General features: G+C 67.1%; 16 protein-coding genes. 13 read left to right on the top strand and 3 right to left on the bottom strand.

Annotated features, from left to right (window positions below):
• Positions 1 to 212 precede the first annotated feature (212 nt).
• Positions 213 to 1,373, bottom strand: a complete 1,161-nt coding sequence (locus tag Q0Q48_RS28185) for a serine hydrolase (protein ID WP_295145730.1) — start codon at positions 1,371 to 1,373, stop codon at positions 213 to 215.
• A gap of 72 nt (positions 1,374 to 1,445) precedes the next feature.
• Here Q0Q48_RS28185 and Q0Q48_RS28180 point away from each other — a divergent pair, with 72 nt between their 5' ends.
• From Q0Q48_RS28180 to Q0Q48_RS28130, 11 genes are all read left to right on the top strand, one after another.
• A complete protein-coding gene (locus Q0Q48_RS28180) occupies positions 1,446 to 2,372 on the top strand; it encodes an AraC family transcriptional regulator (protein ID WP_295145729.1) in 927 nt (308 codons plus the stop codon).
• A 50-nt stretch (positions 2,373 to 2,422) separates the two neighbouring features.
• The gene (locus tag Q0Q48_RS28175; RefSeq protein ID WP_295145727.1) at positions 2,423 to 3,202 is read left to right on the top strand and encodes a hypothetical protein; all 780 of its coding nucleotides are present in this window, start codon (positions 2,423 to 2,425) and stop codon (positions 3,200 to 3,202) included.
• A gap of 245 nt (positions 3,203 to 3,447) precedes the next feature.
• Positions 3,448 to 3,696, top strand: a complete 249-nt coding sequence (locus Q0Q48_RS28170) for a sulfurtransferase TusA family protein (RefSeq protein ID WP_295145725.1) — start codon at positions 3,448 to 3,450, stop codon at positions 3,694 to 3,696.
• Positions 3,697 to 3,720: 24 nt separating this feature from the next.
• On the top strand, positions 3,721 to 4,083 hold the full coding sequence (locus Q0Q48_RS28165; protein WP_295145723.1) for a DsrE family protein: 363 nt from the start codon (positions 3,721 to 3,723) through the stop codon (positions 4,081 to 4,083).
• Positions 4,084 to 4,097: 14 nt separating this feature from the next.
• Positions 4,098 to 4,973 carry a phosphate/phosphite/phosphonate ABC transporter substrate-binding protein gene (locus Q0Q48_RS28160; protein ID WP_295145722.1) on the top strand — a complete coding sequence of 292 codons (876 nt, stop codon included), beginning with the start codon at positions 4,098 to 4,100 and terminating at the stop codon, positions 4,971 to 4,973.
• Between the two features lie 25 nt (positions 4,974 to 4,998).
• The gene (phnE, locus tag Q0Q48_RS28155; protein ID WP_295145720.1) at positions 4,999 to 5,820 is read left to right on the top strand and encodes a phosphonate ABC transporter, permease protein PhnE; all 822 of its coding nucleotides are present in this window, start codon (positions 4,999 to 5,001) and stop codon (positions 5,818 to 5,820) included.
• On the top strand, positions 5,817 to 6,593 hold the full coding sequence (phnC, locus tag Q0Q48_RS28150) for a phosphonate ABC transporter ATP-binding protein (RefSeq protein WP_295145718.1): 777 nt from the start codon (positions 5,817 to 5,819) through the stop codon (positions 6,591 to 6,593). Before phnE ends, phnC begins: the two co-directional genes overlap by 4 nt.
• A complete protein-coding gene (locus tag Q0Q48_RS28145; RefSeq protein ID WP_295145716.1) occupies positions 6,590 to 8,110 on the top strand; it encodes a 5-methyltetrahydropteroyltriglutamate--homocysteine methyltransferase in 1,521 nt (506 codons plus the stop codon). The genes phnC and Q0Q48_RS28145 overlap by 4 nt, the downstream gene beginning before the upstream one ends.
• Before the next feature lie 83 nt (positions 8,111 to 8,193).
• A complete protein-coding gene (locus Q0Q48_RS28140; RefSeq protein ID WP_295145715.1) occupies positions 8,194 to 8,721 on the top strand; it encodes a hypothetical protein in 528 nt (175 codons plus the stop codon).
• Between the two features lie 57 nt (positions 8,722 to 8,778).
• On the top strand, positions 8,779 to 10,725 hold the full coding sequence (locus Q0Q48_RS28135) for a PAS domain-containing sensor histidine kinase (protein ID WP_295145713.1): 1,947 nt from the start codon (positions 8,779 to 8,781) through the stop codon (positions 10,723 to 10,725).
• Between the two features lie 106 nt (positions 10,726 to 10,831).
• Positions 10,832 to 13,309 carry a hypothetical protein gene (locus tag Q0Q48_RS28130; protein ID WP_295145711.1) on the top strand — a complete coding sequence of 826 codons (2,478 nt, stop codon included), beginning with the start codon at positions 10,832 to 10,834 and terminating at the stop codon, positions 13,307 to 13,309.
• Positions 13,310 to 13,327: 18 nt separating this feature from the next.
• Here Q0Q48_RS28130 and plsY read toward each other — a convergent pair whose 3' ends face one another.
• On the bottom strand, positions 13,328 to 13,945 hold the full coding sequence (gene plsY, locus Q0Q48_RS28125) for a glycerol-3-phosphate 1-O-acyltransferase PlsY (protein ID WP_295145709.1): 618 nt from the start codon (positions 13,943 to 13,945) through the stop codon (positions 13,328 to 13,330).
• Positions 13,942 to 14,436 (bottom strand): hypothetical protein, encoded by a 495-nt coding sequence (locus Q0Q48_RS28120; RefSeq protein WP_295145707.1) that lies wholly within the window; start codon positions 14,434 to 14,436, stop codon positions 13,942 to 13,944. Before Q0Q48_RS28120 ends, plsY begins: the two co-directional genes overlap by 4 nt.
• A gap of 42 nt (positions 14,437 to 14,478) precedes the next feature.
• Here Q0Q48_RS28120 and Q0Q48_RS28115 point away from each other — a divergent pair, with 42 nt between their 5' ends.
• Entirely contained in the window at positions 14,479 to 15,243 is a 765-nt protein-coding gene (locus Q0Q48_RS28115) for a hypothetical protein (protein ID WP_295145705.1), read from the top strand.
• Positions 15,244 to 15,367: 124 nt separating this feature from the next.
• Positions 15,368 to 15,976 (top strand): tripartite tricarboxylate transporter substrate binding protein (locus Q0Q48_RS28110; RefSeq protein ID WP_295145703.1); only part of this gene is annotated, 609 nt, incomplete at its 3' end.

Genomic DNA, 15,976 nt, shown 5'->3' with positions numbered 1-15,976 from the left:
ATCCTCTCGGCCTCGGCTACAACTCGACGACGCTGTTCTACACGAGCGGCGGCACAACCAGTGCCATCACGCTGATCGGCGTACAGACGACGAGCCTGTCGGACGCGGACTTCCTGTTCGCTTAGGGAAGCCGCCCGGTTCCTCCACTCCGTTTCGCTCCTGCCGCTGGTTGTCAATCGACAGGGTTGCACGGCGGGACGCCATTTCGCGCTCTAGGGGGACAGCAGCCGCGCCACCTCGGTCACGGCGCGATGGGCCAATGTGATCGCGGGTGGATCGATCGGGGTCACGAGCGAGGAGAGCTTCACGATCACCAGCCCATGGTCGGGCACGACGAACAGGTTCTGGCCGTGGATGCCCATGGCGAACAGCAGGCGTGGCGGGCCGTCGACGATGTACCAGCCGTTGCGATAGCGCGTCGTGCCGAGACCCATGGCGCCGAAGCTCGCGCCGAACTGGCCGGTGCGCCAGGCGCCGGCGTCGCCGCCGGTCCACAGATCGTCGATCACCCGTGCGGGCACGACCTGGCGCGGGCCGCGGCGGCCGCCGTCGAGCACGAGCTGGCCCAGGCGTGCGACGTCGCGGGCGATTGCGCAGACGCCGCCGCTGCAGCGCGCGGCGCCGCGCCCGTCGACGGTGATGAACGCATCGTGCACCGCCCCCATCGGTTGCCACAGATGCTCGCTCACGAGCTCTGCGTAGGACTTGCCGGTCGCGCGTTCGAGAGCGAGACCCAGCAGGTCGGTGTTTGCCGAGTCGTACTTGAAGACGCCGCCATGGGTGCCGGGCGCGGGCGCCATGCCGGCGAAGAAGCGCGCGAGGTCGGCGGGCGGTGCGCCCGCGGGCAAGGCCTCCCAGCCGGTTGCCGCGGCATAGGCGGCGAGGGTCGCGGCGTCGAGCGCGGCGCCGGCCCGCATGTCGAGCAGATGGCACAGGGTCGCGCCGCGCCAGGACGTCTCGGCGATCCCGGGGACGAGCGTCGAAACCGGTGCCTCGAGGTCGAGCGTGCCGGCCTCGGCAAGCAGGCTGGCGACCAGGCCGGTTACTGCTTTCGACATCGACATCAGGATGTGCGGCGTGCCGGCATCGAGCCCGTTTCCGTAGGTCTCGTGGACGATGCGGCCGTGCTGCAGGACGAGGAAAGCATCGGTCGCCGTGGCGGCCAGCAACGCCGGCAGGTCGAAGTGCCGGTCGGGCGCCAGGGCGACGTCGAAGGCGGCAAAGTCGGCGGTCGGTCCTTCGGGCAGGTCGGACGGCGCGGGCGCGGCCGCGATGCGCGCGGTCGGGATGAAGTCGGGGACGGTGCGGAACGCGGTGGCGATAACGCTGGCCGTGCGCCAGGTCGCGAGCGTGATGGGTGTGTTCTGGGACATGGGCCACGCTAGCCAGAACGGCGGGCTTCCACTATCCGTGAGGCCCCGCTTTTCATTCGAGATCGTCCGAACGTGGATCCGCTTGGGCAGACCGTCGCGCTGCTGCGCCCCAAGGCCCTGCTGTGGAAGCAGATGCAGGCCAACGGAAACTGGACGGTGCGGTTTCCGGCGGGCGCCGGTGTCGTCTTCTGCTTCGTCGCCTCGGGCCGATGCGATCTTGCCATCGAGGGCGAGCCGCCGCGCGCGCTGGAGCAGGGTGACTTCCTGTTGCTCTCGAGGCCGCCGGTCTGGCGCCTCTCCTGCGAGACGGACGCGGCCCGGCCGAGGGTCGAGAGAGACTACGCGCCGCGTCCGGCCGCATCCCAACGCGAGGGCGCGCGCTTCCTGGGCGATGCGTCCCGGCCCCCCGAGGTCGAGATCCTGGGCGGCCGCTTCGCCTTCGATCCGACCAATGCCGAACTGCTCGATGGCCTCGTGCCGCGCCGCGCCGAGATCCTGTCGCAACATCCGACGGGCCCGCGCCTGCATCATCTCCTGGCGCTCATCCGGGACGAGTCGTCGTCGGAACGTGCCGGACAGGCGCTGGTGCTCGAACGGCTGCTCGAGGTCCTGCTGGTCGAGGCGATCCGCCAGGCGCCCGCGGGCGATGGCGTCGCGAAACCGGGGCTGCTCGCCGGCCTCGCCGATCCTCACCTCGCCAAGGCGCTGCGCGCGCTCCATGGCGACATGCGCCGGCCGTGGACGGTGGAGCGGGCGGCCCGGGTGGCAGGCCTGTCGCGCTCGGTCTTCGCCGAGCGGTTCGTCGCGGTCGTAGGCGTGTCGCCGATGGACTATCTGCTGCGACTGCGCATGGCGCTGGCCAAGGACAGGCTGCGCTTCGGTGGCGCCCGGCTGGTCGAGGTCGCGGAGGCGTGCGGCTATCGCTCGGTGAGCGCGTTCAGCACCGCCTTCCGCCGCGTCGTCGGCGTCGCGCCCGGAGCCTATGCCGCGAGGACGTGAACGCGAGGGCTGCCGTGAAATCGCGGCTCGGTGCGTGCTAGGCTGGAGGAATGAAGACGTCCCTTCGCGCGGCCTGGGCGAGCTTGCCGTCCCGGCTCGAGCTGCTGGAGCCGGTGGCCTTCTCCGACAGCGAATGGTCCGTGCTGGAACGCCTGCACGAGCGCTTCAACGATCGCGAGGCCCATACAAAGTTGCCGCTGGCGATCGCCCGCTTCCGCGACGATGCGGCGAAGGCGATCTTTGAACACGCCCGCCAGTTCGACGAGGTCGTGACGGTGAATGTCGACGAAGGCTGGGAGCAGCGCGTGGCGGCGAGCGCGGCCGATCCCATGGCGCCGTACGTGCGGCTCTACAACGAGGAGGTCGACGCGATGATGGGCGTCCTCGTGCCGCCGGCGTCCTATCGCAAGGAACACTACGCCTACGGCCGGTTTGTCTTTCCCGAGCCGCACGGGCTGCACACCGACCATAGCCTGGAGGATCCGGCCGCCGCGGGCGAGCCGATCTGCATCGCGCGCATCGAGACGCTGGGCACGCACTATGTCGACGGCGACTACCGGGTGCAGGATGCCGCGACGCGGAGCATGTTGAACGCGATCCGGTACTGGACTCCCGTTCCCGAGGGCGAGCCGGAGGAGGTCTTCGAGGCGTTGCTGAGGCGCGGCACGCTGAAGACCATCCCGGTGAACCACGTCATGCTGATGGTCGCCGGCAACGGCGCGGAGAACGCCCAAGTCACCCAGCACATTTCCGCCCGCCCGCCGGAAGGCGGGCTGCACTCGGCCTTTTTCCAGCGGCAGTACAGGTTGACGCGCAACAGCGGTAGCTGAGCGCTTCGTTTCGCGCGATGCGGCGGCCGGCGGCGCCGTCGTTGACCCTCGCCGATGCGCCGACTAGTGTCCGTCTCCAGAGCGACACCAGTGGAACGCCGTGCTCCGGAGGAGCCAGTCGTCCTTCGGGACGGGGCGTTGTTCGTGCCCGCCAGATCATTCCTTAGACGTAGCCGACGCATTCGATGCCCTGCCAACCCGGCCGGGCCGTCGCCGCGGGCGCGTTTCATTGCGGGTGGGTTTCGGTGGAGCAGGTTTCCCTTCCCAGGGCGGATGACGAATGGAACGCCGGCCATCTCGGCTGCGGGCCGCTCGTGCTCGACCTGCGCAGGAAGCTGAAGGCGATGCCCGGCGGCGTGCTGCGCGTCATCGCGCTCGACATTTCCGCGCCGCACGACATTCCGGCCTGGTGCCAGCTCACCAACAACGAACTGCTCGCGCACGATCCGGTGACCCGGAGCTTCTGGATCCGGTCGCGCGCGGACTGGACCTGAAAGATTGCCAAGGAGGAGAGAGACATGCCCGGTTCATTCGTCGTCAGCCTGACCCACGCCAAGAACGACACCGACAAGGCCACGGTGGCCTTCGTCGTCGCCAACGCCGCTGTCGCATCGGACAAGAAGACCATGGTCTTCCTGTCGATCGAGGGCACGCGGCTCTCGCAGAAGGGCTATGCCGACGACATCCACGAGGAAGGTTTCGCGCCGCTCAAGGACCTGATGAAGAGCTTCGTCGAGGCCGGTGGCCAGATCTTCGTCTGCTCGCCCTGCTTCAAGAAGCGCAAGCTCGACGAGAACAACCTGGTCGACGGCGCGCTCGTGGTCGGCGGTGCCAAGCTGGTCGAATTCATGGGCGAGGCCTGCCCCAGCGTCAGCTACTGAGCCTGGGGAAGAAGATGGCAACCAATCGCCGCTCGTTCGTCGCGGCATCGCTGGCGCTGCCGCTGCTCGCCAGCCCGGCGCTGGCGCAGGGAAAGAAGAAGCTGCGCTTCGGCGTCGGCCCGCTGATGCCGACGCCCGACGACACGAAGAAGGCATACCTGCCGCTCTTCACCCATCTGGCGAAGGAACTGGGCAATCCGGACTTCGACCTGGTCGCCACGACCGACTGGGCCGGCATGGCGGTCGCCATGGGCTCGGGTCAGCTCGACGTCGCCTGGATGGGCCCGTGGGGCTATATCATCGCCAACAATGCGACCGGCTGCCAGGCCGTGGCGACGGTGAAGTACGACGACAAGCCGACCTATCTCGGGATCATCGTCGCCAGGCCCGACCTGCAGGTGACGAAGTTCCCTGATGACACCAAGGGCAAGTCGATGTCCTTCGCCGACGTCGGCTCGACCTCGGGCTGGCTGATCCCGACCTACTACGCCAAGGAAGTCTGGAAGATCGATCCGAAGACGTTCTGGAAGTACAGCGAAGGTGCCACGCATCCGGCCAACGAGATGGCGGTGAGCTCGGGCCAGGTCGACATGGCCACCGACTTCGACCGCCAGCGCAACGCCATGATCGCCGCCGGTCGCATCAAGGAAGACAGCAACAAGATCATCTGGACCTCCGACCCACTGCCCAACGACGCGATCGCGCTGCCGGCCAATGCGCCGAAGGAGATGGGTGCCCAGGTGCAGAAGATCCTGACGGCCATCACGGTCGAGCAGGCCAAGACCCTGCTGCCGCCGCGCTACACCGGCTTCGTGCCGGCGACGCACAAGAGCTACGACATGATCGAGAAGGCGGGCATCGCCGTCGGCAAGATCAAGCCGAAGTCCTGAGGCGGTCCGCCTTGGACAAACGCTAATGGCGAGCGCGGCCGAAAAGGCGCTCGCGGATCTCGAGGCGCAGGGGCGTGGCTTCGGTGCCCGCCGTCTGCGCCTGTGGCTCATCGCGGCGGTCGTGCTGGCCTTCTACGCCGTGTCTTGGGACCTCGCGGGCATCGACCTCGCGCGGCTGGCGACCGGCCTGCCCAAGCTCGGCCACTGGATCGCGTCGGCCTGGCCGCCCGACACGCGCGAGGTGCCGCTGTTCGCCTATCGCATCGCCGAGACGGTGGCGATGGCAGCGCTCGGCACGACGCTCGCGACCCTGCTCGCCATCCCGATGGCGATCCTGGCCAGCCGCAACATCACGCCCTGGCCCGCGCTCTACTATCCCGTGCGCTGGTTCCTGAACGCGCTGCGCGGCATCGACTCCTTCGTCTTCGCGCTGCTGTTCGTCGCTGCCGTCGGCCTCGGTCCCTTTGCCGGCGTGATCGGCATCGCACTCCACACCTGGGGCAGTGCCACCAAGTTCTTCGCCGACCATATCGAGAATGCCAATCTCGGTCCGATGGAAGCCGTGCGCACGACCGGCGCCGGCCGCTTCACCGCGATCTGCTACGCGCTGGTGCCGGACATATTGCCGGTGATGCTCTCGACCACGCTCTTCTGGTGGGAATTCAACATCCGCGCCTCGACCGTGCTGGGCGTGGTCGGTGCCGGCGGCATCGGGCTCGAGCTGAAGAACAGCATGGACCTGCTCGATTTCCCTCGGCTCTTCACCATCATCGCCATGATCCTGGTGGTCGTGACCGTGCTCGACCAGGTTTCGGCGTGGCTGCGCAAGCGCCTCATACGGTCATGAGTATCGCGCGCATGAATACCGCGCCGCGCCTCACCGCCGTCGGCCTCACCAGGACCTTCAAGGGCCATGCGGCGATCCAGGACATCAGCTTCACGGTGCGCGAGGGCGAGTTCGTCGCCGTGCTGGGGCCCAGCGGCGCCGGCAAGACCACCCTGTTCCGCTGCCTGACCGGCCTGCTGGCGCCGGACAGGGGCGAGGTCCGGGTCGACAACGACGACATCGTGAGGCTGCACGGCCGGGCGCGGCGGCGCATTGCCGTGGTGTTCCAGCAGTTCAACCTGGTGAGCCGCCTGAGCGCGCTCGACAATGTGCTGGCGGGCCGGCTCGGCCATGTGCCGGTGTGGCGCGGCGTGTTGCGCCGCTTCGACCGTGCCGACCGGTTGCTTGCCCTGGAATGCCTCGACCGCGTGGGTCTGCTGCGCCAGGCGATGCAACGCGCGGATACATTGTCGGGGGGGCAGCAGCAGCGGGTCGCGATCGCGCGCGCGATGGCGCAGCGGCCGAGCCTGATCGTGGCCGACGAACCGGTCGCCAGCCTCGATCCCGCCGCCGGTGCGGGCGTTCTCGAACTGCTGCAGCGCATCGCCCGCACCGACGGCGTGGGCGTCATCTGCTCCCTGCACCAGGTCCATCTGGCGCGCACCTATGCCGATCGGGTCGTTGGCCTGTCGCAGGGGCGGAAGGTGATCGACAGTCCGGTCTGCCGCTTCGACGAGCGGGCGTTCGGGAAACTTTACGGCAACAGCGCCGGCAATGATGGAGACCCCGCATGAAGCCGACCGAAACCCACGTCTTTCCCGACGGCATCGCCGGTCCCGACGTCAGCTTCGACGGCGGCGACCTCGATTGCGGCAATGGCCTGCTGCTGCTGATTCGCAAGCACATCGACCCGATGGCGCGTGGCCAGCTGCTGGAGATCCTCTCGACCGAAATCTCGGTCGATGAGGACCTGCCCGCCTGGTGCCGGCTCACCTCCAACGAGCTGGTGTCGTTCCGGAAAGTCGGCAGGCAGCGCAGCTTCGTGATCGCCAAGGGCAAGCTCGCCGAGCGTGGCCAGGCGCCGGCGCCGGTCGTCGGAGCGCGCCACTCCGGCGGCGCTCATGTTCAACCTCAGGCCCCACGCACCTCCATCGCCGCCCCCTCGGTGCCGTCCATGTCCGTCATGGGCATCGGCTCCTGGCCGCGCCCGCGCTGGATGGTCGAGGCGATGCATTCCTACGTAGAAGGCAAGCTCGACGAGGCTGCTTTCCACGAGACCGCCAACGATTCGGTGCGCCTCGTGGCGGCCGCGCAGGAGCGGGCCGGGGCGGGCGTCGTCACCGACGGCGAGCAGCGCCGCGATTCCTATGCGAGCTTCGTGGCCACCCGGCTCGACAACTGCCAGCTGATCCCGCTCACCGACCTGCTGCCGCTGGTCGACGATCCCGAGAAATTCGAGCGCGAACTGCGGGCGCTCGACGTGCCGGCCGCCGACGTGCGTCATCCGGCGGTGCTGGGCCGCATCTCGCGCAGCCGTCCGCTGGCGCGGCACGAGGCCGATTTCCTGCGCACGCTGACGGGGAAGCCGATCAAGGTCGCGCTGCCCGGTCCGTACCTGCTGACGCGCACCATGTGGATGGAGTGCCTGAACGAACGCGCCTACGAGAGCCGCGAGGCGCTGGCCCAGGACATCGTGACGGCGCTGCGCGCCGAGCTGAAGGACCTGCTCGATGCAGGCGTTTCGCTGGTCCAGTTCGACGAGCCCGTCCTGTCGGAGGTGGTGTTCAGCGGTGCCAAGAGCGGCCCCAGCTTCATGTGCGGCGCCCTGTCGGAGTCGCGCGAGCCGGCCCACGAACTCGCCTTCGCGCGCGACCTCGTCAACGCCGTGACTGAGGGAAGCCCGCGCGAGCGCATCGCACTGCACGTCTGCCGCGGCAACTGGACCCCCGATGAATCGGTCGCGCTGGCGGGCGACTATCGCCCGCTGGTCGACACCCTGGCTTCCATGCGGGTCGGCGCCTATCTGCTGGAGATGTGCACCCCGCGCGCCGGAGAGCTGGAGATCCTGAAGGCACTCCCCGACGACGCGCGCATCGGCATCGGCGTCGTGAACCAGAAATGCGCCCATGCCGAGCCGCTCGAGGAAGTCGGCGCCAGGATCGACCGCGCCATCGATCTCTTTGGCAAGGATCGCCTGCTGTTCCATCCCGATTGCGGCTTCGCCACCTTTGCGGACAACCCGATCTGCAGCACCATCTCGGCAGAGGAAAAACTCCGGGTCATCGTCCAGGCGGTCGATCGGGCGCGCTGACGATCGCTCCGTCGGCGGCCGTACCCGTTTCGCCGGTCGCGGAACGGGCGCAGGATGCCATCTCCGGATCGGGAGAAGATGACATGGTGCAACGTCGGTTCTTCGTGGCCGCAGGCGCGGCGGTCGGTCTTTTCGGAACTTCCACCCCGGGGCGGGCAGAGGCCGTGTGGGTCGCCGTTTCCGGGCCCGGCAACCGCTATCGCCTCAAGATGCCGCTGGGCTATCGCTACCTGCAGGTCCCCACGCACGACGGCACGCTCAATTCCTACGTCTACATGCTGCCGGACAAGGTGACCCTGGAGTTTCTGGACGTCGTCCCGGCCACGCCGCATCCGGTGCCGTCCGGCGCAGCCCTCGCAACGGCGCTGGAGCAGGCGCAGGCCGGGATGATGAGGAGCTGGCCGGGCAGCACGGTGCGGGAACAGCGCCAGATCGAGACCGGGCCGCTCGCTGGCCGCGAGTTCGTCCTCGCGGCGGCGGGCGACCGCTTCGTGCGGGCGCGCCTCTACCTCACGGCGCAGGCGGTCTACTCGCAGGTCGCGCAGGGGCCGGCGGCCCGGCTCGGCAGTCCGCTGGTGACGCAGTTCTTCGACTCGCTGCGCTTCGGCTAGCGGGCGCGCGAACGACAGAGCCGTTCCGGCCGGCGACAGTTGTGATAGAGAGGGGCCATGTCGGCCCTTTCACAGAAGGCCCCTGCGTCCGCTTCCGAACCCATCGACGAGGGCTCGTTCCGCGAGCTGATGGAGGGCGTGCTCGACTATGCCGCCTACATGCTCGATCCCGCGGGCAACGTCGCGAGCTGGAACAGCAGGGCGGAGCGCTTCAAGGGCTACACCGCCGCCGAGATCATCGGCAGCCATTTCTCGCGCTTCTACGCCGAGGAGGATCGCCGCTCCGGCCTGCCGGCACGGGCCCTCGAGATCGCCTTGCGCGAGGGCAGACTCGAGCACGAGGGTTGGCGCGTGCGCAAGGATGGCGCGCGCTTCTGGGCGCATGAGGGCATGGATGCGATCTGTGCGCCCGACGGCAGCCTGCTGGGTTTCGCCTTGGTCATACGCGACCTCACCAGGCGGCGCGCCGCCGAGGAGGAACTGCGCCGCAGCCTGGAGGAGTTCCGTCTTCTGGTGCAGAGCGTCACCGACTACGGCATCTACATGCTCGATCCCGAGGGCAACGTCGCGACGTGGAACGCCGGTGCCCAGCGCATCAAGGGCTATACGCAGGAAGAGATCGTCGGCCAGCACTTCTCGCGCTTCTACACCGAGGAGGACCGCGCGGCCGGCGTACCCCAGCGCGCGCTCGCCACCGCGCTGCACGAGGGCCGCTTCGAGAACGAGGCGTGGCGCGTCCGCAAGGACGGTACGCGCTTCTGGGCGAGCATCGTCATCGATCCGGTGCGCGAGCCCGATGGCACGCTGCGCGGCTTCGCCAAGGTCACACGCGACATCACCGAACGTCGCGAGGCGCAGCTGGAGCTGGAGCGGGCACGCGAGGCGCTTTTCCAGTCGCAGAAGATGGAGGCGATCGGCCAGCTCACCGGCGGCGTCGCGCACGACTTCAACAATCTGCTGACCGCCGTGATCGGGAGCCTCGAACTGGTGCGCAAGCGCCTGGCGCCCGACGACCGGAACCTGCTGCTGATCGACAATGCCATGCAGGCGGCGCGCCGCGGCGGTGCCCTGACGCAGCGCATGCTGGCCTTCGCGCGACGGCAGGTGCTCGATCCCGAGCTGACTTCGGTCGCCGTGCTGGTGGGCGGCATGACGACCCTGTTCGACCACACGCTGGGTCCTACGATCGTGCTCGACGTCGACTGCCCGGCCTCGCTCCCTCCGGTGAGGGTCGACGTGAACCAGCTCGAAATGGCGCTGCTCAACCTGGTGGTCAATGCGCGCGATGCCATGCCGCGCGGCGGCACCATCGCCATCACCGCCCGCGAACTCGCGGCCAGCCCGTCGTCGTCATTCGCGCTGCCGGCGGGTCGCTACGTGCGCCTTTCGGTCCGCGACCAGGGCCACGGCATGGATGCGACGACCCTGGCGCGCGCGACCGAACCCTTCTTCACCACCAAGGGGGTAGGCAAGGGGACCGGCCTCGGGCTCTCGATGGTGCACGGTCTCGCCGAACAGCTGGGCGGCCGGTTGCAGCTGGAGAGCGAGCCCGGCATCGGCACGACCGCTTCGCTGTGGATTCCGGCGGCCGCCGGCGCCGATGTTCCATCGCACCACAGCGAGCCCGCACCCGCGGCCGAAGCAGCGTCGCTGCACATCCTCGCGGTCGACGACGATGCGCTGATCCTGGTGAACACGGCCGCCATGCTGGAGGATCTCGGCCACGAGGTCACCATCGCCTATTCCGGCCGGGAAGCGCTGGCGGCACTCGCGCGCATGGAGCGCGTCGATCTCGTCATCACCGACCAGGCGATGCCCGGCATGACCGGCACCGAACTGGTTGCCGAGATCAGGCGCCGGCATCCCGACCTGCCGATCCTGCTGGCCACCGGCTATGCCGACCTGCCGGACGGCGAGAGCACCGACGTCCCGCGCCTCAACAAACCCTTCCTGCAGGCCCATCTCGAGCAGGCCATCGCAGCGGTGATGCGGGGGCGGCGGTAGCAGCGTCCCTCCTCGGCTCCGGAGCGGACGGGCAAGCCGGTCCCCTCAAGTGACACGTCCCCATGGCCGTGCGATAGGCTGAGTCCGATCGAGGCTGCGGGACGGCATGAGACCCTTCAATTTCTACAGCGGTGTTTTCTGCGTAACTTCGGCAACGCTGATGCTGCAGCTGATCCAGACCCGGATGCTGTCCGTCGTCGTCTGGTACCATCTGGCCTTCTTCGTCATCAGCATGGCCATGCTGGGGCTGACAGCCGGGGCCGTATGGGTCTACCTGAAGGGCTCGCGCTTCACCTCGAAGACCCTCTCGTACGACCTCGCGAACTTCAGCACGGCATTCGCCCTGTCGGCGGTGATCGGGCTCGCGCTGCAGGTGACGCTCGTGCCGACCTCGCGGTTTGCCTTCACGACGGTCGTGATCTGGCTCGAACTGGCCCTGGTCATCGCGGCGCCGTTCTTCTTCTCGGGCGTCGTGGTCAGCCTCGCGCTGACGCGCAGCCCGTTTCCGATCGGCCGCGTGTACGGCATCGACCTCATCGGGGCGGCGGTCGGCTGCTTCGGCGTGCTGGTGCTGCTCAACGAGTTCAACGGACCGACGGCGATTCTCTGCAGTGCGGCACTCGTCTCGCTGGGGGCCGTGTTCTTCGCCAGCTCCGGTGTCGGCGCTGCTCCGGCCAAGCCTCCGTTCCCGGCCCGGATGCTGGGCTGGCATCGTGCATGGCTCGTGGTTCTCGTCGTGGTGGCGGCGTTCAACAGTGCCGACACGAGGCGGATGGGCTTCTACCCGATCTTTGCCAAGGCGACGATGCAGCTCGACGCCTTGCCGTGGTTCGAGAAGTGGAATTCGTTTTCCCGCATCGTCGCGACGCGGCCGGCACTGCCGGTGAGTGCGCCGCAACTGTCCGGTCCATCGCCCGCTTTCGTGCCCTCCGGGGCGCCGGTGCCCCAGAGCGGTATGTCGATCGACAGCGATGCCGGTACGGTCGCCTACGGGATCGAGGGTGACCTCGCACGCGCTTCGTTCCTGAAGAACGACATCACGAATCTGGCCTATCATCTGCCCGATCTGAGGAGTGCCGCGGTGATCGGGGTGGGCGGCGGCAGGGACATCCTCGCCGCGCGCCTGTTCGGTGTTCCGAAGGTCACGGGCATCGAGGTCAATCCGACGTTCATCGAGCTCCTGAGACCCGACGGGCTGTTCGGCCCCTTCGTCGGAATGGAGAAGATCGGCGGCATCACGCTGGTGGTTGACGAGGCCCGCAGCTGGCTCGCGCGCAGCCGCGAACAGTTCGACATTCTCCAGATGAACCTGATCGACACCTGGGCGGCGACGGGCGCCGGCGCGTTCTCGCTCAGCGAGAACGGGCTCTACACGGTCGACGCCTGGGAGATCTTCCTGCGGCGCCTGTCTGCGGACGGGGTCTTCACCGTGAGCCGCTGGCATGCGGCGCAGGATGTCGCCGAAACCGGCCGGATCCTGAGCCTGGCCGTCGCTTCCCTGCTCGGACTGGGCATCAAGGAGCCTGCGAAGCACATATTCCTCGCATGGCTGCGGCCCGGCGACGAAGGCGCCGGAATCTCCACCCTGATCGTTTCACGATCGGCCTTCACGGAGAAACAACTGCAGAGCCTCGCGATCGCCATCGATCAATTGAAGTTCGAGCCTCTTATCGTGCCCGGCCGGAAATCGCCTTCCGAGACGCTGGATCGTATCGTCAACTTCACGAGCCGCGCCGACCTCGAACGCTTCACGGGAAGCTTTCGCCTCGACATGACGCCGCCGACCGACAACCGGCCCTTCTTCTTCAACCAGCTGCCATTCTCCCAGGTCTTCGCGATCGGGTTCACCGAGGTCCCGCCCGGGGTCCGCAAGGGGAATTTCCTCGCGACCGCCACGCTGGCGGGACTCTTCATCATGGCGCTGCTCCTCGTCCTCGCCACCATCGTGCTTCCGCTGCGGAATGCGTTGAACGATGTCGGCCGACGGCTCGCGGTGGGCGGCACGGCGTACTTCGTGCTGATCGGCATCGGCTTCATGCTCGTCGAGATCGGCCTCCTCCAGCGGTTCAGCGTGTTTCTCGGCCATCCGACCTATTCGCTGAGCGTGGTGCTGTTTTCGCTGATCCTCGCGGCGGGGATCGGCAGCCTGCTGTCCGATTCCATCCGTATCGACGGCCCCCTGAGCTTCTCCGTGTGGGTCGTGATGACCGGCGGATACATCTTGTCCCAGGCGCTCTGGGTGCCGCCGCTGCTTCTCGCGCTCGATAGCGAGACCCTGCTGGTCCGCTGCCTGGTGAGCGTCGCGATCATCGCGCCGGCCGGGTTGCTCATGGGGTATGGCTTTCCGACCGGAATGAGCTTCATTTCGGCGGTCGACAACCGGCCCACGCCGTGGTTCTGGGGCATCAACGGGGCGGCCAGCGTTCTCGCCTCGGCAACGGGTGTCGCGTGCAGCATCGCCTACGGGATCGGTGCCACGCTTTCCCTGGGAGCGATCTGCTACCTGTTTCTGCTGCCGGCGGCCTTCATCATCGGATTTCCTGGCATGGCCGCCGGGCCCCGCCGCACTGCTGCAGCGGCGTAAGCGTCCGTCGACGTCCGGTCACACCCGCTGGCCGATCCTCGGTTCGGTCCCGGCGAGCAGGCGCGCGATGTTGGCGCGATGCAGCACGATCACGTAGAGGCCGCCCGCGATGACGAGCAGGCGATAGGGCAGCGGCTCCGGCAGCAGGCAGACGAGGAGGGCGGCGGTCACGGCGGCCAGCATCGAGGCCAGCGACACGATGCGCGCCAGTGACAGCACGGCAACGAAGAAGAGGGCCGCGCCGGCGCCGACCGGCCAGGACAAGGCGAGCAGCACGCCGAGACCGGTCGCCGCCGACTTGCCGCCGGTGAATCCCAGCCACAGTGAGCGGCTGTGTCCCAGCAGCACCGCGAGGCCGCAGAGACAGACCGCCCACGCCATCCCCTCGCCCGGAACGCCGAGCCACGCGTAGCACCAGCGCGCGAACAGGATGGCGGCCACGCCCTTCAGCACGTCGACCAGCAGCACCGCGAGGGCCGGTCCCTTGCCGAGCGTGCGCAGCACGTTGGTGGCGCCCGTCGATCGCGAGCCGTGTTCGCGAATGTCGATGCCGCGCAGCAGCCGGCCCGCGAGATAGCCCGTGGGAATCGAGCCCAGGAGATAGGCGGCAGCGACGCCGACGATGAAGAATATCATCGCAGGAGCTCATCCGGAGGAAGGGCAGTAAAGCACCCGACTCCGCTGACAGGGGTGAGTGAGTTCACGATGGCATCGGCTTTTCGAGCGTCGACGGGCTCCAGATCGGCGTAGTAGAGATGCATCCAATGGTCGAGAAGGGGGCTTGACCCAAAAGGTACAAATACATCTCGTCCTCTTGTGCCATGCTGCATACGTTCAAAGGCGATACATTTTCCGATGTAAAAGTAAGTGAGTGCGGACCTGGGTGGGAGATCAGGCGCAGCGCCGACATAGATGCTGAGCAACGACTTCGATTGAGCGTCGACGCTGTAGATAGAGAAATCGGGCCGCGGAGTCGGATTTTTCTTAAATTCCGCCAAAGGCGGAATCCCCACAGAGACGACCGAGTGAAAGAAATCGATCTCCTGCGTGGTGCTTTGCGACAAAGCTGGCGTGATCATTGCCACCGAGAGAACCGTCACAGCTGCCCATGCGATTGTTTGCTTCATGCGGCCCCACCTGTCCACGCCCTCGATTGGAGCGCGTCACGAATGACCCGAAAGTCGCAGAAATCCGAAGAACGCTTCTACGCCGAGGAGTATATCCGTCGCCGTGGTATCGAGGGGAAGATTGTTGAAGGAGAGCGGCCCGATTTTGTCGTTCACACGTCCGAGGGCGACGTTGGTGTTGAAGTCGTTTCCTATGGCGATCGAAGGGGCCGCGAGGTTGACGCGGCTTGGGACTCCTTGATCGACCACACTGCGGAGTTCCGACAAAGAAACGCTGACCTCAATCGGTTCGGCGTTCGGTTGCATTTTCGGAATTATCGGATGCCCTCGCCTCGTGACTATGATGGCTTCTGCGAAGCCATCGCCGCGTTGCTGCGGAAGAACACGGACCTTCCCGTACGTGGTCAGTGGCGCACTCTACCAATCGATCCAGCAGAGCCGACGCTTGGAAGACATTTGTCTCGGGTCGAAATCTATGGGGTGAAATTCTGGTCGGAATGGGAGTGGCCGACGTTGATGAACGGCGGCATTGGGACCAGCGACGATGAGATGCTTTCTGCCATAGAGCGAAAGCTGGAACAGTATCGTCAGCCTGATCACATTGGGGAGAGCCACTTGGTGGTCTATGGGCGAGGCCCCCAACGTACACGTATTGCTGCGCCCATTTCCGCCGAACACCTGGCAAGCCTTCCTGCTTTCAATGCCGGACTACGTGCAGGGCCTTTTAGTGCATTCGCCATCCTGTGCTTTCGGGATTTCTATTGGACGAAAACCACAGGTTGGCGTGACTTGCCCAAGGTATCTTGAATCGAAGCCGGCTGCGAGCTTCGCGACGCGAGACCAGCGGCTTGCCGCCTTCACACCTCCTGCACTAGTGTTCGCCCGCAAGCTCAAGGGGCAGCAACGCTCCGGAGTTCAGGGAGGATCAAGTATGCGTACACCGACTCGTCGCGGTCTCATCGTTGCGGGTGCGGGCGCTCTCGCGGCGCCGGCTCTCTTCGCCACCTCGTCGCGCGCGCAGGGCGCGTTCCCGAACAAGCCGATCCGCATCGTCGTGCCCTATCCGGCGGGCGGGCAGACCGACGGCATCGCGCGCGTCTATGGCGAGTTTCTCGGACGCAAGCTCGGCACCTCCGTGGTGGTCGAGAACAAGGGCGGCGCCGGCGGTACGATCGGCGTTGCCGAGGTGAAGCGCGCGCCGCCCGACGGCTACACCATCCTCTGCACCATCTCCTCGTCGCTGATCCAGAACCGGGTCACGGTGAAGGACCTGCCGTACGATCCGGAGAAGGACTTCACCTATCTCGCCATGACGACCAGCCTCGGCGGTCCCGTCGTGGCGGCCGAGAAGACCGGTGCGACCAACCTCAAGCAGTTCCTTGAGTATGCCAAGAAGGTCGACAAGCTGAACTTCGGCGCCTATGGGCCGGGCTCGACGCCGCAGATGCTGATCGAGACGATGGCCCGGCAGTACGGGTTCAAGGTCGAGGTCGTGCAGTATCGCGGCGAGGCGGCGATGTTCGCCGACGTGGCGGCCCAG

Origin of the sequence: uncultured Reyranella sp. (genome assembly GCF_945957355.1) — a bacterium.
In the GTDB taxonomy this organism is placed as follows: domain Bacteria; phylum Pseudomonadota; class Alphaproteobacteria; order Reyranellales; family Reyranellaceae; genus Reyranella.
Note: the sequence above shows the minus strand (reverse complement) of the source record. Positions and strands in the feature narration are given on the sequence as shown.